Origin of the sequence: Mycobacterium sp. 20KCMC460 (genome assembly GCF_022179425.1) — a bacterium.
Lineage (GTDB): Bacteria > Actinomycetota > Actinomycetes > Mycobacteriales > Mycobacteriaceae > Mycobacterium > Mycobacterium kiyosense.
Genome location: NZ_AP025524.1, coordinates 1,643,144 through 1,667,085, shown reverse-complemented (window position 1 = coordinate 1,667,085; position 23,942 = coordinate 1,643,144). Strand labels below are relative to the sequence as shown.

Sequence of the window (23,942 nt, the reverse complement as noted above, 5' to 3'; positions counted from 1 at the left end):
CCTGCCGCCGACGGGCGAACACGGAACCGCTGCCGCGATCGAAATCCTGCCCGTCGCCGGGCTTCCCGAGTTCCGGCCGGGCGACGACCTGGCTGCTGCCGTGTCCGCCGCCGCACCCTGGCTGCGTGACGGCGACGTGGTGGTGGTCACCAGCAAGGTGGTGTCCAAGTGCGAAGGCCGGCTGGTGCCGGCACCGTCGGATCCGGAGCGCCGAGACGCGTTGCGCCGCAAGCTGGTCGACGACGAGGCGGTACGCGTCCTGGCCCGCAAGGAGCGCACCTTGATCACCGAGAACCGGCTCGGTCTGGTGCAGGCCGCGGCCGGGGTGGACGGATCCAACGTCGGGCGTAAGGAATTGGCGTTACTGCCGGTGGACCCGGACGGCAGCGCCGCGACCCTGCGGTCGGCCCTGCGGGAGCGGCTCGGCGTCGAGGTTGCCGTGGTCATCACCGACACCATGGGCCGGGCCTGGCGCAACGGTCAGATCGACGCCGCCGTCGGCAGCGCGGGTCTGGCTGTGCTGCACAACTATTCCGGCGCGGTGGACCGGCACGGCAACGACCTGGTGGTCACCGAGATCGCCATCGCCGACGAAGTCGCCGCCGCGGCCGACCTGGTCAAGGGCAAGCTGACCGCGATGCCGGTCGCCGTGGTGCGCGGACTCGAGCCGACCGACGACGGCTCCACGGCCCGGGATCTGGTACGCCCCGGCACCGAGGACCTGTTCTGGCTCGGCACCGCCGAGGCACTGGACCTGGGCCGGCGCCAAGCCCAGTTGACCCGACGATCCGTGCGGCGGTTCAGCACCCAGCCGGTACCGCCCGAGCTCGTCGAGGCCGCCGTCGCCGAAGCACTCACCGCGCCGGCCCCGCACCACACCCGGCCGGTGCGGTTCGTCTGGGTGCAGTCCGAGCAGACCCGCACCCGGCTGCTGGACCGGATGAAAGACCAGTGGCGCCGCGACCTGCGTGCCGACGGCCGACCCGCCGATGCTGTCGAGCGCCGCGTCGCCCGCGGCCGAATCCTTTACGACGCAACCGAAGTCGTCATACCCTTCCTGGTCCCCGACGGCGCGCACCACTACCCGGACGCGGCGCGCACCGCCGCCGAGCACACCATGTTCACCGTCGCGGTGGGTGCTGCCGTACAGGCCCTGCTGGTCGCGCTGGCGGTGCGCGGGGTGGGCAGTTGCTGGATCGGGTCGACGATCTTCGCCGCCGACCTGGTCCGCGACGAGTTGGGACTGCCCGCCGACTGGGAACCGCTGGGCGCCGTGGCGATCGGCTACCCCGCCGAGCCGGCCGGGCTGCGGGAGCCGGTCGACGCAGCGGACCTGCTGATCCGCAGATGAGGACGTTCGCCGGGAAGACCCCGGCCTCGCCCGACAAGGTGCGCGGCGGCTACTACACCCCGGAGCCGATCGCCCGATTCCTGGCCGGATGGGTGGTGCAGGCGGGGCCCCGGGTGCTGGAGCCCTCCTGCGGCGACGGCCGGATCCTGCGCGAGCTCGCCGCGCTCACCGAGCAGGCCCACGGCGTGGAACTCGTCGCCGAGGAGGCGGCCAAGGCACGGCAGTTCGCACCCGTCGACGACGCCGACCTGTTCGCCTGGTCCGCAACGATGCCGGGTGCCGGCTGGGACGGCGTCGCCGGCAACCCGCCCTACATCCGGTTCGGCAACTGGCCCACCGATCAACGGGCGGCCGCCTTGCAATTCATGTGTCGTCAGGGGCTGCGGCCCACCAAGCTGACCAACGCGTGGGTGCCGTTCGTGGTGGCCGCCACCGCCCTGGTCCGCGACGGCGGCCGGGTGGGGTTGGTGCTGCCCGCCGAGCTGCTGCAGGTCGGCTACGCCGCGCAGCTACGCGACTTCCTGGTGCGCCGGTATCGGGAGATCACCCTGGTCAGCTTCCGCCGGCTCGTTTTCGCCGGCGCGCTGCAGGAGGTGGTGCTGTTCTGCGGGGTCGTCGGCGCCGGGCCGGCGCACATCCGCACCGTCGAGCTGTCCGACTCGGACGCACTGGCCGCCGCCGATCTGGGCGTACCGGCGGCTCCCGCGCTGCTGCACGACACCGAGAAGTGGACCAAGTACTTCCTGGACCCGGCGGCGATCCGGACGCTGCGCGACCTCGCGTGCAGCCCGGCCTTGACCCGGCTGGGCCGGGTCGCCGAAGTGGACGTGGGCATCGTGACGGGCCGCAACAGCTTCTTCACCTTCACCGACGCCCAGGCCCGCGAACTCGGGCTGACCCACCACTGTGTCCCGCTGGTCTCGCGCAGCGCGCAGCTGTCCGGTCTGCACTACGACATCGACTGTCGCAGTGGCGATGTCGCCAACGGGCAGCGGACCTGGCTGCTGAACGCCCCGGCGCAACCCGCCGACACCGCGCTGGTCGCGCACATCGAGGCCGGCGAGGCCGCCGGCGTCCACCTGGGCTACAAGTGCTCGCTGCGCAAGCCGTGGTGGACCACCCCGTCGCTGTGGAACCCCGATCTGTTCCTGTTGCGCCAGATTCATCAGGCGCCCCGGCTGACCGTCAACGCGGCCGCGGCGACCAGCACCGACACCGTGCACCGGGTGCGGGTCGTCCCGGGCGTGGACCCCACGGCGCTGGCCGCGGCGTTCCACAACAGTGCGACGTTCGCCTTCGCCGAGACCATGGGCCGCAGTTACGGCGGCGGCATCCTGGAACTCGAACCCGGCGAGGCCGAACGGCTGCCCGTCCCGCCACCCGGGTATGCCGGTTCCGGCCTGGCCGACGACGTCGATCTGCTGTTGCGGGCCAACGAGATCGAGAAGGCGCTGGACCTGGTGGACCGCCGGGTGCTGATCGAGGGGTTGGGCCTGTCGCCGGCGGTGGTGGCGGACTGCCGCGCAGCGTGGATCGCCCTGCGCGACCGTCGCATCGGACGGAGGGGCCGATGACGCTGCGGGAATCGGTGATCGCGCTGCTGTCCGAATGGCAGGCGCCGGATGCCGGCCAGGACGCGTTGCGCCAGGCGGTGCTGGGCTTCGTGCTGGCCCGCGACGACGCCTGCCGCCGGGCCTGCGAACCGGGCCACATCACCGCCTCGACCCTGGTGCTCGACCACCGGGGCGAGCGGGTGCTGCTCACCCTGCACCCGCGACTGCGCCGCTGGGTCCAGCTGGGCGGGCACTGCGAGGACGAGGACGCCGACATCCTGGCCGCCGCGCTGCGCGAGGCCGTCGAGGAATCCGGCATCCCCGACCTGCGGCTGAACCCGGGACTGGTTGCCGTGCACGTCCATGCGCTGACCTGCTCGCTGGGCGTACCGACCCGGCATCTGGATCTGCAGTTCGTCGCGCACGCCCCGGCCGGCGCACAGATCGCGATCAGCGACGAGTCCGACGACCTGCGCTGGTGGCCGGCCGGGGCGCTACCCGAGGGCACCGACCACGCGCTGGAGCACCTGGTGCGGCGGGCGGTTCAGACATCCGAGGAGTAGCGGATGCCGCCGTCGGGAATCGAGACCCCCGGCCACACCCGGGCGCCGCGCAGCAGTTCGCAGCGGGCGCCGATGTCGGCGCCGTCGCCGATCACGCCGTCGCGGATCAGCGCCCGCGGACCGATCCGGGCGCCGAAGCCGATGATCGAGCGTTCGATCACGCTGCCCGCCTCGACCTTGACGCCGTCGAAGATCACCGCCCCGTCCAGCCGCACCCCGGGCCCGATCTCGGCGCCGCGGCCGACGACGGTGCCACCGATCAGCAGCGCACCCGGCGCCACCGCGGCGCCGTCGTGCACCAATTGCTCACCCCGGTGACCGTGCAGCGCCGGTGACGGCGCGATCCCCCGGACCAGATCCGCCGATCCGCGCACGAAGTCCTCGGGTGTGCCCATGTCGCGCCAATACGTCGCGTCGACGTACCCGCAGACCTTCACCGTCGGGTCCGACAGCAGCGCCGGGAACACCTCCCGCTCGACGGAGACCTCACGCCCGCGCGGGATCCGGTCGATGATGTCGCGGGCGAAGACGTAGCAGCCGGCGTTGATCTGGTCGGTCGGCGGATCCTGCGTCTTCTCCAGAAACGCGGTGACCCGGCCCTCGCTGTCGGTGGGCACGCAGCCGAACGCCCGCGGGTCACTCACCCGCACCAGGTGCAGCGTGACGTCGGCCTGGCGGTCGCGATGGAAATCGAGCAGCTGGCCCAGGTCCGCCCCGGAGAGCACGTCGCCGTTGAACACCATCACGGTGTCGTGGCGCAGCTTGCCCGCCACGTTGGCGATGCCGCCGCCGGTGCCCAGCGGCTTCTCCTCGGTCACATATTCGATCTGCAGGCCGAGCTTGGACCCGTCGCCGAACTCGGCCTCGAACACCTCCGCCCGGTACGACGTGCCCAGCACCACGTGCTCGATGCCCGCGGCGGCGATCCGCGACAGCAGATGGGTCAAGAACGGCAGCCCCGCCGTCGGCAACATCGGCTTGGGCGCGGACAGCGTCAGCGGACGCAGCCGGGTTCCTTTGCCGCCGACCAGGACCACCGCGTCGACTTCGTGGGTTGCCACCTCAGCGCCGCCCTTCTGCCATCTTCAACTCCTGCCGCAGCGACTTACGGGACCTGCGCAGCGCGCTGCGCACCATCACCCGCGAGCGCAGCGCCAGCGAAGCGCGCAACGTCCACCGCAACGGGGCCCGCCACCAGCCGGAATGGCGGTCGGCCAGAAAGATATAGGTACTGCGGTGGTGCGCGGCCAGGTGACTGGCCGGGTCGCGGCCGGTCGAGTGGCCCTTGTGGTGCAGCACCTCCGCCGACGGCACGTAGACGGACTGCCAGCCGGCCTTGCCCAGCCGGTCGCCGAGGTCGACGTCCTCCATGTACATGAAGTAGCGCTCGTCGAAACCACCCACCTGCTCGAACGCGGCCCGGCGGACCAGCAGGCAGGAGCCCGACAACCAGCCCACCGGACGCTCGCTGGGCTCCAGGTGCTCCTGCCGGTAGGCCTTGGTCCAACGGTTGCGCGGCCAGACCGGCCCCAGCAGCGCATGCATGCCGCCGCGGATCAGGCTCGGCAGGTGACGGGCCGACGGGTACACCGACCCGTCCGGATCCCGGATCAGCGGCCCCAGCGCGCCCGCTTGCGGCCACCGGGTGGCGGCCTCCAGCAGGGCGTCGATGCTGCCCGGGCCCCATTGCACGTCCGGGTTGGCCACGATCACCCAGTCCTCGACCCAGTTTTCGTCGCGCTGCGCCAGCTTGGCGACGGTGCGGTTGACCGCCGTCCCGTAGCCGAGGTTGGAGCCGGTGGGCATCAACCGCACGTTCGGATAGCGCATCACGGCGGCCTGCGGGGTGCCGTCGGTGGAGCCGTTGTCGGCCAGCAGCACGCTGACGGGACGTTCGGTGGCGAGCGACAACGACGCCAGGAACCGCTCCAGGTGCGGACCCGGCGAATAGGTCACCGCCACCACCGGCAGAACGTCAGTCACGCGTAGAGGGTAACGGTCGATCGGCGCCGGCCGCGGCGAGTGCGTCGGTAAGTGCACTGCGCCAGGGCCGTAACGGTGTCAACCCCGCCGCGATCCATTCCCGGTTCGACAGCGCCGAATAGCCGGGCCGCGCCGCCGGGCGCGGGAATTCGTCGGTGCCGCACGGGTTGACCCGGTGCGGGTCGGCGCCGCTTTCCTCGAACACCGCACGGGCCTGCTCGAAGCGGGACACCGCACCCTCGTTGGCGGCGTGGAAGATGCGTCCGCGGACATCTTTCGTTGGCAAGCTGTCGGCCAGCTCCAGCAGCGCCGCGGCCAGGTCGGCGGCATAGGTGGGCGAGCCGGTCTGGTCGTCGACCACCCGGATCGGACCGGCGCCGGCGGCCAGTCGCTGCATCACCGCCACGAAGTCGCCGCGCTCGACGCCGCCGGTGTACACCCAGGCGGTGCGCACCACGACGGCATCCGGCAGCGCGGCATGAACCGCCTGCTCGCCGGCCAGCTTGCTGCGTGCGTAGACGCCCTGCGGCGCGGTTCGGTCGCCGGGCTCGTAGGGGCGCGGCGGTGCATCCCCGAAGTCGCCGTCGAACACGTAGTCGGTGGAGACGTGGATGAGCTCGGCTCCGACCCGTGCGCAGGCGCGCGCCAGGTGCTCCGGGCCGGCGGCGTTGACGGCATACGCGCGGGCCTCGTCGGTCTCGGCGCCGTCGACGTCGGTGTAGGCCGCGCAGTTGATCACGGTGTCGCCGGCCTGGATATTCCGCGCGGCCGCCGCCGGGTCGGTGACGTCCCATTGCGACGAGGCGGCGGCCAGCACGTCGCGGCCGGATCGGGTGGCTTGCGCGGCCAACAGGCTGCCCAACTGCCCGCCCGCACCGGTGATCACAAGCCTGCCTGCCATGGTTCGAGTCTGGCACGCCGATGCGGGCTACCCGGAAACCGGATGTTGCGCAAGTAACCTACAGTGATGCCTGCGCAAAGTGTGGCTCGTGTGATGCGTGTGATTTGCACCGCCCTGGCGGTGACCGTGGTGATCGGCACCGGCGTGGCCTGGAGCAACGTCAGATCTTTCGAAGACGGCATCTTCCACATGTCGTCGCCCTCGCTGGGAGGCGGCGCCGACGACGGCGCGATCGACATCCTGCTGGTGGGCCTGGACAGCCGGACCGACGCACACGGCAACGCGCTGACCCCCGAGGAACTGGCCACCTTGCGCGCCGGCGACGAAGAGGCCACCAACACCGACACCATCATCCTGGTCCGCATCCCCAACAACGGGAAGTCGGCAACCGCGATCTCGATCCCCCGCGACTCCTACGTGCAGGCGCCCGGCCTGGGCAAGACCAAGATCAACGGCGTCTATGGGCAGACCCGCGAAGCCAAGCGGACCAGCCTGGTCAAAGCCGGCGCCTCGGCCGCCGAGGCCGCCGCGGCCGGCACCGAAGCCGGGCGCACGGCATTGATCAAGACGGTGGCCGACCTCACCGGCGTCACCGTCGACCATTACGCCGAGATCGGCCTGCTGGGCTTCGCACTGATCGCCGACGCCCTCGGCGGCGTCGACGTGTGCCTCAAAGATGCTGTGTTCGAACCGCTTTCAGGTGCCGACTTCCCGGCCGGCCGGCAGAAGCTCAACGGCCCGCAAGCGCTCAGCTTCGTGCGGCAACGGCACGAACTGCCGCGCGGCGACCTGGACCGGGTGGTGCGACAGCAAGTGGTGATGGCCTCGCTGGCCCACCGGGTGATCTCGGGCAAGACGCTGTCCAGCCCGGCCACGCTCAAGCGCCTGGAACAGGCCGTACAGCGCTCGGTGGTGATCTCGTCGGGCTGGGACATCATGGACTTCGTCCGCCAGTTGCAGAGCCTGGCCGGCGGCAAGGTCGCGTTCGCCACCATCCCGGTGCTCGACGGCGCCGGCTGGAGTGACGACGGCATGCAGAGCGTGGTGCGGGTGGATCCGCACCAGGTGCAGGAGTGGGTTCTGGGTCTGCTGCACGAGCAGGACCAGGGACACACCGAGGAGCTGGCCTACGCGCCCGGCAAGACCACCGCCAACGTGGTCAACGACACCGACATCAACGGACTCGCCTCGGCGGTGTCCGACGTGTTGACCGCCAAGGGGTTCACCGCCGGCACGGTCGGCAACAACGACGGCAGCCACGTCAAGAACAGCCAGGTGCGCGCGCCCAAGGCCGACGACCTGGGCGCCCAGGAAGTGGCCAAGCAACTCGGCGGCCTGCCCGTCGTCGCCGACTCGTCGATACCGGCCGGATCGGTGCGGGTGGTGCTGGCCAACGACTACACCGGCCCGGGATCGGGGCTCGACGGCGGCGGCACGGCTACGCAGGTGCGCGCCTCCACCGTGGGGGCCGCCAATTCGACCGCCCCCGCCCCGTCGCCCATCCTCACCGCGGGCTCGGACAACCCCGAGTGCATAAACTGACCACTTCGTGGGGCAACTGACACTGAGCGCGGCAATCCTGGATCCGATGCTGCGCGCCGACCCGGTCGGCCCGCGTATCACCTACTACAACGATTCCACCGGCGAGCGCATCGAACTGTCCGCGGTGACGCTGGCGAACTGGGCCGCCAAGACGGCCAACCTGCTGCGCGACGAACTGGGCGCCGGGCCGGGCAGCCGGGTGGCGGTGCTGTTGCCGGCGCACTGGCAGACCGCGGCGGTGCTGTTCGGGGTGTGGTGGATCGGCGCCGAGGCGGTTTTCGACGGTCCCGCCGACGTCGCGTTCTGCACGGCCGACCGGCTGGACGAGGCCGATGACTCGGTCACCGGCGGTGAGGTGGCGGTGTTGTCGCTGGACCCGTTCGGCAAGCCCGTCCCAGACCTGCCGATCGGCGTCACCGACTACGCCACCGCGGTGCGGGTGCACGGCGACCAGATCGTGCCCGAACCCCAGCCCGGGCCGGCGCTGGCCGGGCAGTCGGCCGCCCAGGTGCTGGCGGCTTGCGCGCAATCGGCGGCGATGCAGGGCATCTCGGCGACAGACCGAGTGCTGTCCACCGCGTCGTGGGAGCGGCCCGAGCAGCTGGTGGACCAATTGCTGGCGGTGCTGTCGGTGGGCGGGTCGCTGGTTTTGGTGGCCAATCCGGATTCGGCGGCGATGGCGCGCCGCATCGAAACCGAGAAGGTCACCCGCACGCTGCTGACAGGTCCCTAAACACATGTTGATATCGCGATATTTGGATGTTAGCGTCGGGAGATCCCAGAGAAAGGCGTAACGATGGCGGTGCAGGCGCTCTTGGCAAAGGCGGCTTCGACGGTGATCACCGGGTTGGCCGGGGTCACCGCGTACGAGGTGCTGAAGAAAGCCGCCAAGAAAGCACCCCTGCACGAGACGGCCGTCAAGGGCGCCGAACTTGGGCTGCGCGGCACCCGCAAGGCGGAGGTGGCCGCCGAATCGGCCCGCCTCAAGATCGCCGACGTGATGGCCGAAGCCCGCGAACGCATCGGCGAAGAGACGCCCACGCCTGCCGTCGGGGACGTCCACGACCACGACCACTGAGCGGATGACTCTCGCGATCGCCGAACCGCTGGAGGTCGTCTCCGATGCGGCGGGCCGGATGCGGGTCAAGGTCGACTGGGTGCGCTGCGACTCGCGGCGGGCCGTCGCGGTGGAAGAGGCCGTCACCCAGGTCGACGGGGTGCGAGTGGCCCATGCCTACCCCCGCACCGGTTCGGTCGTCGTCTGGTACTCCCCCAGGCGCTGCGACCGCGTGGCCGTGCTCGATGCGGTGCGCAGCGCTAAAACCGTTGCGGCCGAACTGATCCCGACTCGCGAACCGCACTCGAGCGAGATCCGCAACACCGACGTGCTGCGCATGGTCATCGGCGGTGCGGCGCTGGCGCTGCTCGGCGTGCGCCGCTACGTGTTCGCGCGGCCACCGCTGCTGGGCGCGGGTGGACGGCTGGTGGCCACCGGCGTCACCGTCTTCACCGGCTACCCGTTCCTGCGCGGCGCCCTGCGCTCGGTGGGCTCGGGCAAGCTCGGCACCGACGCGCTGGTCTCGGCCGCCACGGTCGCCAGCCTGATCCTGCGCGAGAACGTCGTCGCGCTGACCGTGCTGTGGCTGCTCAACATCGGCGAGTACCTGCAGGACCTGACCCTGCGCCGCACCCGGCGCGCGATCTCCGAACTGCTGCGCGGCAGCCAGGACACCGCCTGGATCCGGCTCGAAGACGGTACCGAAGTACAGGTGGCGATCGACACCGTGCAGATCGGTGACGAGGTGGTGATCCACGACCACGTCGCCATCCCGGTCGACGGCGAGGTGGTCGAGGGCGAGGCCATCGTCAACCAATCCGCGATCACCGGCGAGAACCTGCCGGTCAGCGTCACCGCCGGGGCGCTCGTGCACGCCGGCTCGGTGGTGGTGCGCGGCCGGCTGGTGGTGCGCGCACAGGCCGTCGGCAACCAGACCACCATCGGCCGCATCATCACCAGAGTCGAAGAGGCCCAACATGATCGGGCCCCGATTCAGACCGTCGGCGAGAACTTCTCCCGCCGCTTCGTGCCCACTTCGTTCGTCGTCTCGGCCGTCACCCTGCTGGTCACCGGCGACGTCCGTCGGGCCATGACCATGCTGCTGATCGCGTGCCCGTGCGCGGTCGGGCTGTCCACCCCGACGGCGATCAGCGCCGCCATCGGCAACGGCGCCCGGCGCGGCATCCTGATCAAGGGCGGCTCGCACCTCGAGCAGGCCGGCCGGGTGGACGCGATGGTCTTCGACAAGACCGGCACGCTGACCGTCGGGCGCCCGGTGGTCACCAATATTGTTTCGCTGCAGAAAGACTGGGAGCCCGAGCAGGTGCTGGCGTACGCGGCCAGCTCGGAGATCCACTCCCGGCACCCGCTGGCCGAGGCCGTCATCCGCTCCACCGAGGAACGCCACATCAGCATCCCGCCGCACGAGGAGTGCGAGGTGCTGGTGGGGCTGGGCATGCGGACCTGGGCCGACGGGCGCACCCTGCTGCTGGGCAGCCCGGGACTGCTGCGCGCCGAGAAGGTCCGGGTGTCCAAGAAAGCCTCGGAGTGGGTCGCCAAGCTGCGCGCCCAGGCCGAAACCCCGCTGCTGCTCGCGGTGGACGGCAAGCTGGTGGGCCTGATCAGCCTGCGCGACGAGGTGCGGCCCGAGGCCGCCGAGGTGCTGAACAGGTTGCGCTGCAACGGAGTTCGCCGCATCGTGATGCTCACCGGCGACCACCCCGACATTGCCGAAGTGGTTGCCGCAGAGCTGGGCATCGACGAATGGCGCGCCGAAGTGATGCCCGAGGACAAGCTGGAGGTGGTGCGCGGCCTGCAGCAGGAGGGCTTTGTGGTCGGCATGGTCGGCGACGGCGTGAACGACGCCCCCGCGCTGGCCGCCGCCGACATCGGCATCGCGATGGGCCTGGCCGGCACCGACGTCGCTGTCGAGACCGCCGACGTCGCGCTGGCCAACGACAACCTGCACCGCCTGCTCGACGTGCGGGACCTGGGCGCCCGCGCGGTGGGCGTCATCCAGCAGAACTACGGCATGTCGATCGCGGTCAATGCGGCCGGCCTGCTGATCGGGGCGGGCGGTGCGCTGTCACCGGTGCTCGCCGCGATTCTGCACAACGCGTCGTCGGTCGCGGTGGTGGCCAACAGCTCCCGGCTGATCCGCTACCGGCTGGACTAAGTCACGCGCTGGTCTTTCAGCAATCGCTTGAGCACCTTGCCGCCCGCATTGCGGGGCAGCGCGTCGACGAAGCGGACGTCGCGGGGAATCTTGAAGCGCGCCAACTGGTTTCGCACGTAATCTTTGACATCCTGTTCGGTCAGCGAGACGCCCGGCCGCGGCACGATGTAGGCGCGCAGCCGTTGGCCGAACTCCTCGTCGTCGACGCCCACCACCGCGACCTCGAGGATGCCGGGGTGGTTCGCCAGCGCCTCTTCCACCTCACCGGGGTAGACGTTCTCCCCGCCCGAGACGATCATCTCGTCGTCGCGCCCGTCCACGTGCAACCTGCCGGCCGCGTCGAAATGGCCGACGTCGCCGGTGGCCATCAGGCCCTGGATCGACTCCTTGGTGCCGCCGCCGGTGTAGCCCTCGAAAGCCAGGATGTTGCCGACGCAAATCCGTCCCGGCGTCCCGACGGGCGCTTCGTGCAGCTCGTCGGCGAAGACCTTGACCACCGATCCCGGCACCACCTTGCCGACGCATCCCGGCGCGACGGCCAGGTCTGCCGGCGTGGCGATGGTGGCGTAGGCGACCTCGGTGGAGCCGTACATGTTGTAGACCACCGGCCCCAGCGCTTCCAGGGCGCGGGTGGCCAGCGCGGCCCCGAGCTGAGAGCCGCCGATGAACACGATCCGCAACGCGGACAGGTCGGCCGCGGCCAGCGCCTGCGGGCCTAGGTCCAGGATGCGCCGCAGCATGATCGGTACCACGATCATGGCGTCGGCCCGCTGCTCGGCCGCGCTGTTCAGGGCCTGCTGCGGGTCGAAATGGCGGTGCAACACCAGCGTCGAGCCGAGCACCATCGCGTACATGGCGTGGCTGAAGCCCAGCGAATGGAACAGCGGCACACAGCATTCGGTGACGCCGCGGCCGCGGAACGGAACCTTGCCGAGCAGACTTCCGACGGGGATCAGCGACAGCGGCTCGGAACGCATGGCGCCTTTCGGGGTGCCGGTGGTTCCGCTGGTGGAGATGATGATCTTGGGCCGGCCACCCGAGCGGGGCGGTGGCGCATCCGCGCCGCGTTCGATGCCGCGGTCGATCAGCCCGTCGATGGTGTCGTCGGCCGGGGTGTCGCTCCACGCCACGACTCGGCCCAGCCTCGGCCGGACATCGGCGACGACGGCCCGGTACTCGTCGTCGTGCACCAACAGATCGATTTTCTCGCGGGCCACCATGTCGGCGAGCTGGGCGCTGCCGAAGCCGGTGTTGAGCAGCACGACGCCCGCGCCGCACTTGGCGGCCCCATAAACCGCCTCGAGGAAGCCCCGGTGGTTGGCGGCCAGGATGGCCACGCTGGCGCCGGGGCCGAGCCCGCGGCAGCGCCACTGGTTGGCCAGCGCGTTGGTGCGGCGATCCAACTCGCCGAAGCTGAGCGGACCGCGCTCGTCGATCAGCGCCAGACCGTCGGGGTCGCGGCCCGCGGCGATCGCCGTCGCCGCGCCCAGCAGCCCATAGCGTTGCAGGGCGCGCAGCACCGACCCGATCCGGGCCGGCAGGATCGGCCGCAGTCCGCCCGACCGGAGATACAACAGCAGGGACTCGCCTTCCAAACCCAGCCGCCTGGCCAGCCCCGCCAACGTCTGCTCTGCGCTCACCACACGTCGATGCTGCCACCGATCCGCGCGGCACGGCAGGCGTAACGACACCGTGGACGGGTGCCTTTGGTCACCCGCGCAGGCACGGCAACCGCTCGACGCTCAGCAGCCGCAGTCCAGGCCCCGCCAGGCCCGGAAGCCCTGCCAGATCGCGACAGCGGCGATCACGAGTCCGACAGCCGGATCGACCCACCAGGTCCCCGACCACGTCGCAGTGACGGCGAGGCCCACCAGCACTCCAGCCGCCTGGGCGGCACACAGGTAGTTCTGCGTGCCTTCACCCTTGGTGGCCCCGGAGCCCAGTCGCGCGCCCAGATTGGCTTGATCCGGCCCAGCGTCGGCATCAGCACCAGGGCCAGCGCCGTCAGCGCGATGCCGATCAGCGAGGTCTCGGCGTGCTGACCCTCGACGAGGTGGCGGACCGACTCGGCCGCGATGTAGGGGGCGGTCAGCCAGAACGACAGCGCGACACCGATCTGCGCGCGCCGCTCCGCCTTGTCGCAGTGCGTGCGCGAACCGCTGAACCGCCAGATCACCATCGCGCTGGCCAAGCCTTCGGGCACGCTGCCCAGCGCCCACCCCGTCAACGCCACCGACCCCACCGCGATGCCCTGCCACAGGCCCAGCACGCCCTCGCACAGCATCACGGCCAGGCTCACCCAGGCCAGCCGGTGCGCCACTCGCGCGTGTCGCCGCCAGGCGGCATCTCGCGTCGGCGGCCCGTGCCGGGCGACGGTTCCGTCGCAGCAGGCGTCGACTTCGATGAGACCGGGAGTGGTCGCCGGTTGCATCCCACGATGCTAGATGCGTAGCCGTGCGGAAGCTGGTAACCCGGGTGGCGACCGCGGACACGGTTTGGTGACAAGGATCGCGTCGTTAATCTGTCTAAGCATGTAAGGCGCGCCTCGACCCCGACGGCGAGCCAGACAAGGAGAATCGCGGCCGATGACGGACAACCAACCGAAACCGCTGGACGGCTTCCGGGTACTGGACTTCACCCAGAACGTCGCCGGGCCGCTGGCCGGACAGGTGCTGGCCGACCTGGGTGCCGAAGTCATCAAGATCGAGGCGCCGGGCGGGGAGCAGGCGCGGCGGCTCACCTCGGTGCTGCCCGGCCGCCCCCCGCTGGCCACCTACTTCCTGCCGAACAACCGCGGTAAGAAGTCGGTGACGGTCGACCTCACGGACGAGGTCGCCAAGCGGCAGATCCTCGAGCTCGCCGACACCGCCGACGTGGTGCTGGAAGGGTTCCGGCCCGGTGTCATGGAGCGGCTCGGCTTGGGCCCCGAGGAGCTACGGGCCCGCAACCCCAAGCTGATTTACGCCCGGCTCAGCGCGTACGGCGGCAACGGCCCGCACGGTTCGCGGCCGGGGGTCGACCTGATGGTCGCGGCCGAGGCCGGCATGAGCAGCGGCATGCCCACCCCGAGCGGCAAACCGCAGATCATTCCCTTCCAGGTGGTCGACAACGCCAGTGGCCACGTGCTGGCCCAGGCTGTGCTGGCCGCGTTGCTCAACCGCGAGCGGCACGGTGTCGGTGACCTGGTGCGGGTCGCGATGTACGACGTCGCGGTCGGCCTGCAGGCCAATCAGCTGACCATCCACCTGAACAAGCTGCCGGCTAAACCCGAACCGGCCCAGCAGCCCGCCGGCCAACCCGCCGGCGAGCCGGTCAAGAAGCGCAAGGGCGTCGGCTTCGCCACCCAACCCTCGGACGCGTTCCGCGCCTCCGACGGTTACCTCGTGATCAGCGCCTATGTGCCCAAGCACTGGACGAAGCTGTGCCAGATCATCGGCCGGCCCGACCTGATCGACGACCCGCGGTTCGCCGACCAGCGTTCCCGGGCGATCAACTACGCCGAGTTGACCGAAGAACTCGAATCGGCGCTGGCGGCCAAGACGGCCGCCGAATGGGTGGAACTGCTGCAGGAGGGCGGCCTGATGGCGTGCCTGGCTTACACGTGGAAGCAGGTGGTGGACACCCCGTTGTTCGCCGAGAACGACCTCGCGCTGCAAGTGAGTGCCGACGATCCGGCGATCGGGACGGTCACCGTGATCCGTACGCCGGCCCGCTACACCAGCTTCGACGCCACCGTCACCGACCCGCCGCCGGCGCCCGGCCAACACAACGACCGGTATCTCACCGAGCTTTCCTAAATTCGCGCAGGCGATTCATCGTTTTTCTTTGAATTGCCGATGAATCGCTGTTCGGCTCCCGGGATCGTTGGCGGCCGCAGGGATATTGGTGAATGCGCCGGTAATCGGGCTCATATGTTTGCTGGTTGCAAATATGTGTTGCCCGTACCCGACGCCTGGTGGACTACCGGTCGACAGACGGCGTTCACGCCGGTCCTGAAAGGTCGTCAGCCGGAAGCCCCCGGCAACGAGGAGTCGCATGAGCAGCACTGCCACCGCGGAAGCGCCCCGCAAGATCCTGCCGAACCTGCGCTACGACCTGCCGGCCTCGCTGGTGGTCTTCCTGGTCGCGCTGCCGCTGTCGCTGGGTATCGCCATCGCCTCCGGCGCCCCGCTGATGGCCGGGTTGATCGCCGCGGTCGCCGGCGGCATCGTCGCCGGCTCCGTCGGCGGTTCGGTGCTTCAGGTCAGCGGCCCGGCCGCCGGCCTCACCGTGGTGGTGGCCGATTTGATCGACCAGTTCGGCTGGCAGATGACGTGCGTGATCACCATTTGCGCCGGTGCGGTGCAGATCCTGCTGGGCCTGGTCCGGGTAGCGCGTGCGGCGCTGGCCGTCGCGCCGGTGGTGGTGCACGCCATGCTGGCCGGCATCGGCGTGACCATCGTGCTGCAGCAGATCCACGTGCTGATGGGTGGCGCCTCACGCAGCTCGGCCTGGGAAAACATCAAGGCGCTGCCGAACGGCATCCTGAATCACGAACTGCACGAGGTGATCGTCGGCGGCACGGTCATCGCCATCCTGGTGCTGTGGTCGAAGCTGCCCCCCAGGATCCGCTTCATCCCGGGCGCACTGGTGGCGATCGTGGTGGCCACGGCGCTGTCGCTGCTGGTGGACCTGCAGGTGGACCGGATCAACCTGTCGGGCAACTTCTTCGACGCCATCGGGCTGCCGCAGCTGCCGCCGGTGTCCCCGAGCGGCCACCCGTGGCTGTCCGAGATCGGCGCGGTCGCGCTCGGCGTGGTCACGGTGGCGCTGATCGCCAGCGTCGAATCCCTGCTCTCGGCGGTCGGCATCGACAAGATGCACAGCGGACCGCGCACCAACTTCAACCGGGAGATGATCGGGCAGGGCAGCGCCAACGTGGTGTCCGGCCTGCTGGGCGGCCTGCCGGTGACCGGCGTCATCGTGCGAAGTTCCACCAACGTCGCCGCGGGCGCGCGCACCCGGACTTCGGCCGTGCTGCACGGGGTGTGGATCCTGCTGTTCGCCTCGCTGCTGACCGGCCTGGTGGAGCTGATCCCCAAGGCCGCGCTGGCCGGTCTGCTCATCGTCATCGGTATCCAGCTGATCAAGCTGGCCCACATCCAGGTGGCCGTGCGCACCGGCAACTTCGCGATCTACGTCATCACCATCGTCTGCGTGGTCTTTCTCAACCTGCTCGAGGGTGTGGCCATCGGGCTGGCGGTGGCCATCGGGTTCCTGCTGGTCCGGGTCGTCCAAGCGCCCATCGAGGCCAAACCGGTGGGCGAGGAGTCCAAGCACTGGCGGGTCGACATCGACGGCACGCTCAGTTTCCTGCTGCTGCCGCGGCTGACCAACGTGCTCTCCACCCTGCCGCCCGGGTGCGATGTGACGCTGAACCTGAACGCCGACTACATCGACCACTCGATCTCCGAGGCCATCTCCGACTGGAAGACCGCCCATGAGGCAACCGGCGGATCGGTGACCATCGTCGAGACGTCGCCGGCCAACCTGGTGAGCGCCCACCAGAGCCCACCGCGACGCCACTTCGTCTCCCGCTCGCTGCGCGAGGCGCCCTGGCCGTCGCGCCGCGACAACAACGGCGACGGGCCCGACGCCTCGATTCTGGACGGCGTCCAGCACTATCACCGCATCGGCAATCTGCACCATCACGTCCCTGAGCTCATCGACTCCCCCAACCCCGACACGGTGTTCTTGACCTGTGCCGACTCCCGGATCCTGCCGGACACCATCACCGCGAGCCGGCCCGGCGACCTCTACATCGTGCGCAACGTCGGCAACCTGGTGCCGGTGGACTCCGCCGAGCGCTCCGTGGACGCCGCGCTGGACTTCGCGGTCAACCAACTCGGCGTGAGTTCGGTTGTGGTGTGCGGACATTCGTCATGCCGCGCGATGCAGGCGCTGCTCGACGGAACGCTCCACGACACCGCCGCCCCGATCTCGCAGTGGCTCGAACATGCCCGGGAAAGCCTGGCAGCCTACCGGGACAACCACGACGCCCGGCTGAGCTGCACGTCGAACGGTTTCCGCTTCAGCGAAGTCGACCAGCTGGCGATCGTCAACGTGGCGGTGCAGGTCGACCGGCTCAGCCGCCACCCGATCCTGGCTGCCGCGGTGGAGTCAGGTGCCGTGCAAGTGGTGGGCATCTTCTTCGACTTCGCCACCGTGCACGTGCACGTGGTGGATCGGCACGGGATCGTGCCCGCCACCCAGACCGCGCGGGAACCGGCTCCCGCGCACTGAATCCGGCCGCCCGTCAGCTGGGCGGCAGCCGCACCACCTGCAGGAAGAACTCGTCGATCTGGCGGACCGCGTTCATGAACTGATCCAGGTCCACCGGCTTGGTGACGTACGCGTTGGCGTGCAGCTTGTAGCTCTTGAGGATGTCCTCCTCGGCCGAGGAGGTGGTCAGCACGACGACCGGGATGCGGCACAGGTCGGGGTCCGATTTGATTTTCTGCAGCAGATGCCGCCCGTCGTACTTCGGCAGGTTCAGGTCGAGCAGGATCAGGTCGGGCCGCGGAGCGTGCTCGTAGTTGCCGCGCTTGTAGAGGTAGTTCAGCCCCTCCTCGCCGTCATGCGCGACATGCAGCCTGTTCTTGAGCTTGTTGTGCTCGAACGCTTCCCGGGTGATCAGCTCGTCGCCGGGGTCGTCTTCGACCAACAGGATGTCGATCGCGCGACCGGGTGATGTCATTCGTTTGCTCCTTCTGAAGAGACCAAGCCGTATTGGACTACCTCACTGCGCCCCCCGATGGGTTCAGCGTTGAGCTCGGCGACAGGCAAAGTGAACTCGAACCGTGTCCCATCGGTATACGAGGTGTCGATCCACACGGTGCCCCCGTGGTGCTCGACGATCTTCTTGCACATCGCAAGACCGAGACCTGTTCCACCATAGGCGTCGCGACCGTGCAGCCGCTGGAAGATGATGAACACCTTGTCGACGAACTCCTCGGCGATTCCGATGCCGTTGTCCGAGACGCTGAAAACCCAGAGGTTCTCCCGACTGCCGGTGCCGCGCCGGAATTCGATCGTGATCCGGGGCGGAACGCCCTCGCGGTGAAACTTCACCGCATTGCCGATCAGGTTCTGCCACAACACAACCAGCAATGTCGGGTCACCGTTGACCCGCGGCAGCGGCCGGGCCGGCCGGACGATCTCGGCTCCCGACTCCTCGATGGCCACCGCCAGATTGGCCACCGCCGAGTCCAGCGCCGTGTCGAGTTCGACCGCGGTGTACTTGGCGTTGAGCCGACCCACCCGGGAGAAGCTGAGCAGGTCGTTAATCAGCACCTGCATCCGCTTGGCGCCGTCGACCGCGAAGTCGATGTACTCCACGCCGCGGTCGTCGAGCTTGTCCCGGTACCGGCGCTCGAGCAACGTGCAGAAGGACGCCACTTTGCGCAGCGGCTCCTGCAGGTCGTGCGACGCGACGTAGGCGAACTGCTCGAGTTCGGCGTTCGAACGCCGCAGATCGGCCGCCTGCTCGTCGAGTTGCGCCTGCGCGGCCCGCGACGCCTCCAGCGCCTGCACGATCCGCTGCCGCATCCCTTCCACGTCGTAGGCGATGCCGCGGATGTCCGCCGGCCGGCGGGGCAGCTTGATGGCGTCGCCGAAGTGGCCTTCGGTGACCTGGCGGCAGGACGCCGCCAGCGACGCCAGCGGCTTCGACACCGCGCGGTTGATCAGCAGCCCCAGCGCCGCGGCCGTCACGAAGAACGTCACCACCATCGAGGCCAGCACCCGGTCCCGCCAGTCGTTGACCCGCTGCAGGCTGGCGGTGGCCTGGTTGCGCGCCTCGGTCAGGTGCGCGGTCTGCGTGTCGAAAAGCCCGCGCAGGCCGTCGAACAGCGTTTTGCCATGGTCGGTCAGGTCGGCGTTCTTGGTGAAGGCCGCGTTGTTGGCCCGCAAGGCGGCGATGACCGGTTCGGCGTAGCTGTTTCGCCATTCCGTGGCGGCAGCCTCGATCGCATCCAGATCCGCGATCAGATCCGGATGCCGACCCAGTCGGCTCCGAATAAAGTCGGCCGCGGCGCGTTCGGCGCGCTGCCCGTCGTAATACGGCTTGAGGAACTGCGGATCGGCGGTGAGCAGATAGCCGCGGGTGCCGGTTTCCTGGTCGCGCACCGCCGCCTGCAGCTGAGCCGCGGCCACCCGGGCCGGCTGCACGTCGTCGCGCAACTCGCGCGACACTTCGTCGGCGTGCTCCAGCAACAACCCGCCCAGCACCGCGCCCGCGAGCACCAACACGCCCATGATCGACAACACCAGGGCCTGCCAGCCGCGCGCGGTGAGTTGCTTTCTGGGCAGCGTTCCCGAGGCGTCGGTTCTCACGAGGTGCGCTCCACGCGTACCACGGCGATGTCGTCGCTGAGCCCGCCCATCCCGCGGGCGAGTTCCTCGGCGCCGTCGATCACGGCGTCGACGAACTGTGCGCCGGGCAGCGCCGCGTGCCCCCGCGCCAGGGCCAGCAAGCCGGCTTCGCCCAGCCGGCGCCCGTCATGACCGGAATACCCCTCGAACAGCCCGTCGGTGAGCAACAGCAACCCGTGCCCGGGCGGCAGCTCCAGCTGGTGCTGGGGCCAGCCGGAACTGCGTAGTCCCAGCGCGGGACCGTAGGGGGGTTCGATCCACTCCACCGATCCCGGCCCGTGCAGCAGCATCCCGGGGTGGCCGGCCCGGACGGCGGTGATCGGGCCATCGTCGGGCGGTATCGCCAGGCTCAGCACGGTGGCGAACACGCCGTTCTCGGCCCGCTCGGCATGCAGCACCCGCTCCAGCTGGCGCATCTGCTCGACACCGTGCACTCCGGCGAAAGTCAGTGTGCGCCAGGCGATCCGCAGTGCGGCACCCAACGCCGCCTCGTCGGGGCCGTGTCCGGCGACGTCGCCGATCAGGACGTGGGTGACCCGGTCGGAAGTCTGCACCACGTCGTAGAAATCGCCGCACAGCAAGGCGTTCTCGCGGCTGGGCCGGTACCGGGCGACGATGTCGACGCCCGGGTTGTCCAGCAACAGCGGCGAGGGCAGCAGGCCGCGTTCGAGCAGCGCGTTCTCCCGGGCCCGCAGCTGGCTGGCATGCAGGTCCGCGGCGATCAGCTCGGCCCGCTTGCGCTCGATCGCGTACAGCAGGGCCCGCCGCAACATCTCCGGCTCCACCCGCCCCTTGACCAGGTAGTCCTGCGCGCCGGCCGCGACGGCAGAAGCCCCGAAGTACTCGTCGTTGAGCCCGGTGAGCACGACGATCGGGACGGTGGCGTCGCTGCGCAGGATGCGGTCCAACGCGTCGATCCCGTTGGCGTCCGGCAGGTTCAGATCCAGCAGCACGCAGTCGGGGCGGGCGGAGGCCAGCTCGCGTTCGGCGTGCGCCATCGACTGTGCCCACACCACCTCGATGTCGGCGACCGCATCGGCGATCAGCTCCTCGACCAGCACCGCGTCGGCGCGGTCGTCCTCGACCAGCAGCAGCGACAACGCCTGCCACGTCGCGGCCGGTGCGATCGACCCTTGCGCCATCAAGTGCTCGTCACGCAGTCACGTGCGCGCAAACCTACGTTCGTCACCTCATCGCCCCCTGGGCAGTGGGAATACGTTTGGTCGGACGATGGCGTGCAGGCGTGCGGCCGACGCGCCGAAGCGGGCCCTCCGCAGCGTCCTGCCACCCCGACTGGCTGCTCAATCGCGTGGACTGCTCGTCTGCTGGATAATAGGCGGTTGCGCTGGGAGTTTCCCATTGTTCGCGAAACTGCGCATGCACTGTTTACAGGCCGGCTCAGCGTAGCAATGCCCGCGACATCACGACACGCTGAATCTGGTTGGTGCCCTCGTAAATCTGGGTGATCTTGGCGTCCCGCATCATCCGCTCCACCGGGAAGTCGACGGTGTACCCGGCGCCGCCGAACAACTGCACCGCGTCGGTGGTGACCTCCATCGCCACGTCGGAGGCCAGACACTTCGACGCCGCGGAGATGAACCCCAGGTTGCCCTCCCCGCGCTCGGCGCGGGCCGCGGCGCTGTAGACCATCAGCCGGGCGGACTCCACCTTCATCGCCATGTCGGCGATCATGAACTGCACCGCCTGGAAATCGCTGATCGACTGCCCGAACTGCTTGCGGTCCTTGGTGTAGGCGATGGCGGCGTCCAGCGCGCCCTGGGCGATGCCGACGGCCTGCGCGCCGATGGTCGGGCGGGTGTGGTCGAGGGTGGCCAGGGCGGTCTTGAACCCGGTACCCGGGTCGCCGATGATCCGGTCACCGGGCACCCGACAGTTCTCGAAGTACAACTCGGTGGTGGGCGAGCCCTTGATGCCGAGCTTGCGTTCCTTGGGGCCGACGGAGAAGCCCTCGTCGTCCTTGTGCACCATGAACGCCGAGATGCCGTTGGCGCCCTTGTCGGGGTCGGTCACCGCCATCACGGTGTACCAACTGGACTTGCCGCCGTTGGTGATCCAGCACTTGGTGCCGTTGAGAATCCAGTCGTCGCCGTCGGCCTTGGCCCGGGTCCGCATCGATCCGGCGTCGCTGCCGGCCTCCCGTTCGCTCAGCGCGTAAGAGGCCATCGCGGTGCCGTCGGCGATGGACGGCAGCACCTGCTTCTTCAGCTCGTCGGAGCCGCGCAGGATCAGGCCCATGGTGCCCAGTTTGTTGACCGCCGGGATCAGCGAGGCCGACGCGTCGACCCGGGCGACCTCCTCGATGACGATGCAGGCCGCCACCGAGTCCGCACCCTGGCCGCCGAACTCCTCGGGCACGTGGACGGCGTTGAAACCCGAATTGTTGAGAGCCTGCAGTGCTTCCTCGGGGAACCGGGAGTTCTCGTCGACGTCGGCGGCATGCGGGGCGATCTCCTTCTCCGCCAGCGCCCGGATCGCGGCACGCAACTCCTGGTGTTCCTCGGGAAGTTGGAACAAATCGAATGACGGGTTTCCGGCCCATCCAGCCATCTGTCGGCCTCCTTGCTAGTCGGGGCCCAATTTACTCGCTCGCTGCTGCAACGCCGCATCCTTGGCTTGCACGCTGCGCGCCAGCTCGTCCTGGAACTCGACGATGCGCGCGCGTAGTTGCGGATCCGACGATCCGAGCATCCGGACGGCCAACAGTCCCGCGTTGCGGGCGCCGCCGATGGACACCGTGGCCACCGGCACACCGGCCGGCATCTGCACGATCGACAACAGCGAATCCAGGCCGTCCAGCCGCCCCAGCGGCACCGGCACGCCGATCACCGGCAGCGGTGTGGCCGAGGCCACCATGCCGGGCAGGTGCGCCGCTCCCCCGGCGCCCGCGATGATCACCTCGATGCCGCGGCCGGCGGCGTCGCGGGCATAGTCGAACATCGCCCCCGGGGTGCGGTGCGCCGAGACCACCCGAACCTCGTGCGGGATGCCGAACTCGGCCAGCGCCGCGGCCGCGTCGACCATCACCGACCAGTCGCTGTCGCTGCCCATGATCACTGCGACGCGGGGCTGCGCTGCATCACCCATGCGGATCCCATCCGTCCGTCCACTGCGCGTGGGACAACCAGTGTGCCGCCAGCTCGGCGCGCCTGCGCAGCTCGGTCAGGCCTTCGGCCCCGGTGCTCAGCAGGTTGACATGGCCGACCTTGCGGCCGGGCCGTTCGGCCTTGCCGTAGAGATGAACCCTGACGTCGGGCATCCGGGCGAACAGGTGGTGCAGCCGTTCGTCCACGCTCATCCGCGGCGGCTGCGCCGCACCCAGCACGTTGGCCATCACCGTCACCGGCACGATCGCGTCGGTGTCGCCGAGCGGATAGTCCAGCACCGCCCGCAGATGCTGTTCGAATTGGCTGGTGCGGGATCCGTCCATGGTCCAGTGCCCGGAGTTGTGCGGCCGCATGGCGAGCTCGTTGACCAGCAGCGTGCCGTCGGCCGTCTCGAACAGCTCGACGGCGAGCACCCCGACCACACCCAGCTCCCCGGCCAGCCGCAGCGCCAGCCGCTGGGCGTCGGCGGCGGAGTCCGGCGCCAGCTCCGGCGCCGGCGCGATCACCTGCACGCAGATCCCGTCCCGCTGCACGGTTTCCACCACCGGCCAGGCCGCCCCCTGGCCGAACGGCGATCGCGCCACCAGCGCGGACAGCTCCCGACGCAGCTGCACCCGCTCCTCGACCAGCACGGGTACCCCACGGGCGAGGTATTCGCCGGCGATCTCCCGGGCGTCGGCGAGATCGTCCGCAATTGTCACGCCGCGGCCGTCGTAGCCGCCGCGGGCGGCTTTGACCACCGGCGTGCCACCGGTCCGCGCCGCGAACGCGTCCAGCTCGGCGAGACCCTCGATGGTCTCGATGGCCAGCCAGCGCGGTACCGGCGCGCCCAGCGCGGCCAGCTTCTGCCGCATCACCAGCTTGTCCTGGGCGTGCACCAGGGCCTGTGGCGGCGGAGCCACGTTGACGCCCTCGGCGACCAGCTTGTCCAGCAGCTCGGTGGGCACGTGCTCGTGGTCGAACGTCAGCACGGCGGCCCCGGCCGCCGCCCGGCGCAGATCCTCGAGATCGGTGTGGGAGCCGACCACCACGTCGGGGCTCACCTGGGCCGCCGGCTCGTCGACGGAGTTTGCCAGAACCCGCAGGGTCTGGCCGAGGGCGATGGCGGCCTGATGCGTCATGCGGGCGAGCTGCCCGCCACCGACCATCGCCACCAGCGGGGTACGGGGACTCGGCACGGCCATCATGTTGTCATGGCTGTTGACCGGCGTGTTTAGCGGAGGCCGTACCAAATCGTTATGTATCATTTTGCGTCGGTTTCGAGATCGTCCGTAGACTG

The 23,942-nt window shown here is 69.8% G+C and carries 19 protein-coding genes and 1 pseudogene; 9 read left to right on the top strand and 11 right to left on the bottom strand.

Annotated features, from left to right (window positions below; genetic code table 11):
* Position 1 precedes the first annotated feature (1 nt).
* From MKCMC460_RS07750 to MKCMC460_RS07740, 3 genes are read left to right on the top strand one after another with little or no spacing between them, the layout of a single operon-like run.
* The gene (locus MKCMC460_RS07750) at positions 2 to 1,351 is read left to right on the top strand and encodes a coenzyme F420-0:L-glutamate ligase (RefSeq protein WP_236983870.1); all 1,350 of its coding nucleotides are present in this window, start codon (positions 2 to 4) and stop codon (positions 1,349 to 1,351) included.
* Positions 1,348 to 2,925 (top strand): class I SAM-dependent methyltransferase, encoded by a 1,578-nt coding sequence (locus tag MKCMC460_RS07745; protein ID WP_238305498.1) that lies wholly within the window; start codon positions 1,348 to 1,350, stop codon positions 2,923 to 2,925. The genes MKCMC460_RS07750 and MKCMC460_RS07745 overlap by 4 nt, the downstream gene beginning before the upstream one ends.
* Complete coding sequence (locus MKCMC460_RS07740) at positions 2,922 to 3,467, top strand: NUDIX hydrolase (protein ID WP_236981378.1); 546 nt, start codon at positions 2,922 to 2,924, stop codon at positions 3,465 to 3,467. The genes MKCMC460_RS07745 and MKCMC460_RS07740 overlap by 4 nt, the downstream gene beginning before the upstream one ends.
* Here the strand turns inward: MKCMC460_RS07740 and MKCMC460_RS07735 are convergent.
* From MKCMC460_RS07735 to rfbD, 3 genes are read right to left on the bottom strand one after another with little or no spacing between them, the layout of a single operon-like run.
* Positions 3,449 to 4,528, bottom strand: coding sequence for a sugar phosphate nucleotidyltransferase (locus MKCMC460_RS07735; protein ID WP_236981377.1), 1,080 nt, complete (start codon positions 4,526 to 4,528; stop codon positions 3,449 to 3,451). The genes MKCMC460_RS07740 and MKCMC460_RS07735 overlap by 19 nt on opposite strands.
* Position 4,529: 1 nt before the next feature.
* The gene (locus MKCMC460_RS07730) at positions 4,530 to 5,432 is read right to left on the bottom strand and encodes a glycosyltransferase family 2 protein (RefSeq protein ID WP_236983868.1); all 903 of its coding nucleotides are present in this window, start codon (positions 5,430 to 5,432) and stop codon (positions 4,530 to 4,532) included.
* 10 nt (positions 5,433 to 5,442) lie between these two features.
* Positions 5,443 to 6,351, bottom strand: coding sequence for a dTDP-4-dehydrorhamnose reductase (gene rfbD / locus MKCMC460_RS07725; protein WP_236981376.1), 909 nt, complete (start codon positions 6,349 to 6,351; stop codon positions 5,443 to 5,445).
* A gap of 63 nt (positions 6,352 to 6,414) precedes the next feature.
* On the opposite strand from rfbD, the gene MKCMC460_RS07720 reads away from it, so the two are divergent.
* The 4 genes from MKCMC460_RS07720 to ctpC all read left to right on the top strand — a co-directional run bounded on the left by MKCMC460_RS07720 (position 6,415) and on the right by ctpC (position 11,126).
* Positions 6,415 to 7,893 carry an LCP family protein gene (locus MKCMC460_RS07720; protein ID WP_238305496.1) on the top strand — a complete coding sequence of 493 codons (1,479 nt, stop codon included), beginning with the start codon at positions 6,415 to 6,417 and terminating at the stop codon, positions 7,891 to 7,893.
* A gap of 46 nt (positions 7,894 to 7,939) precedes the next feature.
* Positions 7,940 to 8,626, top strand: a complete 687-nt coding sequence (locus MKCMC460_RS07715; protein WP_236983866.1) for a TIGR03089 family protein — start codon at positions 7,940 to 7,942, stop codon at positions 8,624 to 8,626.
* Between the two features lie 63 nt (positions 8,627 to 8,689).
* A complete protein-coding gene (locus MKCMC460_RS07710) occupies positions 8,690 to 8,971 on the top strand; it encodes a DUF1490 family protein (RefSeq protein WP_236981375.1) in 282 nt (93 codons plus the stop codon).
* A gap of 4 nt (positions 8,972 to 8,975) precedes the next feature.
* Positions 8,976 to 11,126, top strand: coding sequence for a manganese-exporting P-type ATPase CtpC (gene ctpC / locus MKCMC460_RS07705; protein ID WP_236981374.1), 2,151 nt, complete (start codon positions 8,976 to 8,978; stop codon positions 11,124 to 11,126).
* On the opposite strand, the gene MKCMC460_RS07700 is transcribed toward ctpC, so the two are convergent.
* Positions 11,123 to 12,766 (bottom strand): AMP-binding protein, encoded by a 1,644-nt coding sequence (locus tag MKCMC460_RS07700; RefSeq protein ID WP_236981373.1) that lies wholly within the window; start codon positions 12,764 to 12,766, stop codon positions 11,123 to 11,125. The two genes, ctpC and MKCMC460_RS07700, sit on opposite strands and share 4 nt — an antisense overlap.
* A gap of 102 nt (positions 12,767 to 12,868) precedes the next feature.
* Positions 12,869 to 13,557 (bottom strand): annotated as a pseudogene (locus tag MKCMC460_RS07695) (cation transporter).
* Between the two features lie 154 nt (positions 13,558 to 13,711).
* Here MKCMC460_RS07695 and MKCMC460_RS07690 point away from each other — a divergent pair.
* Both MKCMC460_RS07690 and MKCMC460_RS07685 read left to right on the top strand, forming a co-directional pair.
* Positions 13,712 to 14,923: a CoA transferase gene (locus tag MKCMC460_RS07690; RefSeq protein ID WP_236981371.1), complete on the top strand. Its 1,212-nt coding sequence runs from the start codon at positions 13,712 to 13,714 to the stop codon at positions 14,921 to 14,923.
* Positions 14,924 to 15,161: 238 nt separating this feature from the next.
* Positions 15,162 to 17,408, top strand: a complete 2,247-nt coding sequence (locus tag MKCMC460_RS07685; RefSeq protein WP_236981370.1) for a bifunctional SulP family inorganic anion transporter/carbonic anhydrase — start codon at positions 15,162 to 15,164, stop codon at positions 17,406 to 17,408.
* A 13-nt stretch (positions 17,409 to 17,421) separates the two neighbouring features.
* Here MKCMC460_RS07685 and MKCMC460_RS07680 read toward each other — a convergent pair whose 3' ends face one another.
* The 6 genes from MKCMC460_RS07680 to MKCMC460_RS07655 form a co-directional block, all read right to left on the bottom strand.
* Complete coding sequence (locus MKCMC460_RS07680; RefSeq protein ID WP_236981369.1) at positions 17,422 to 17,862, bottom strand: response regulator; 441 nt, start codon at positions 17,860 to 17,862, stop codon at positions 17,422 to 17,424.
* A complete protein-coding gene (locus tag MKCMC460_RS07675; protein ID WP_236983864.1) occupies positions 17,859 to 19,421 on the bottom strand; it encodes a CHASE3 domain-containing protein in 1,563 nt (520 codons plus the stop codon). Before MKCMC460_RS07675 ends, MKCMC460_RS07680 begins: the two co-directional genes overlap by 4 nt.
* A gap of 74 nt (positions 19,422 to 19,495) precedes the next feature.
* Entirely contained in the window at positions 19,496 to 20,680 is a 1,185-nt protein-coding gene (locus MKCMC460_RS07670; protein WP_236981368.1) for a PP2C family protein-serine/threonine phosphatase, read from the bottom strand.
* 256 nt (positions 20,681 to 20,936) lie between these two features.
* A complete protein-coding gene (locus tag MKCMC460_RS07665; protein WP_236981367.1) occupies positions 20,937 to 22,106 on the bottom strand; it encodes an acyl-CoA dehydrogenase in 1,170 nt (389 codons plus the stop codon).
* A gap of 15 nt (positions 22,107 to 22,121) precedes the next feature.
* Entirely contained in the window at positions 22,122 to 22,643 is a 522-nt protein-coding gene (gene purE, locus MKCMC460_RS07660; protein WP_236981366.1) for a 5-(carboxyamino)imidazole ribonucleotide mutase, read from the bottom strand.
* Positions 22,636 to 23,850 (bottom strand): 5-(carboxyamino)imidazole ribonucleotide synthase, encoded by a 1,215-nt coding sequence (locus MKCMC460_RS07655; protein WP_236981365.1) that lies wholly within the window; start codon positions 23,848 to 23,850, stop codon positions 22,636 to 22,638. The genes purE and MKCMC460_RS07655 overlap by 8 nt, the downstream gene beginning before the upstream one ends.
* Between the last annotated feature and the right edge of the window lie 92 nt (positions 23,851 to 23,942).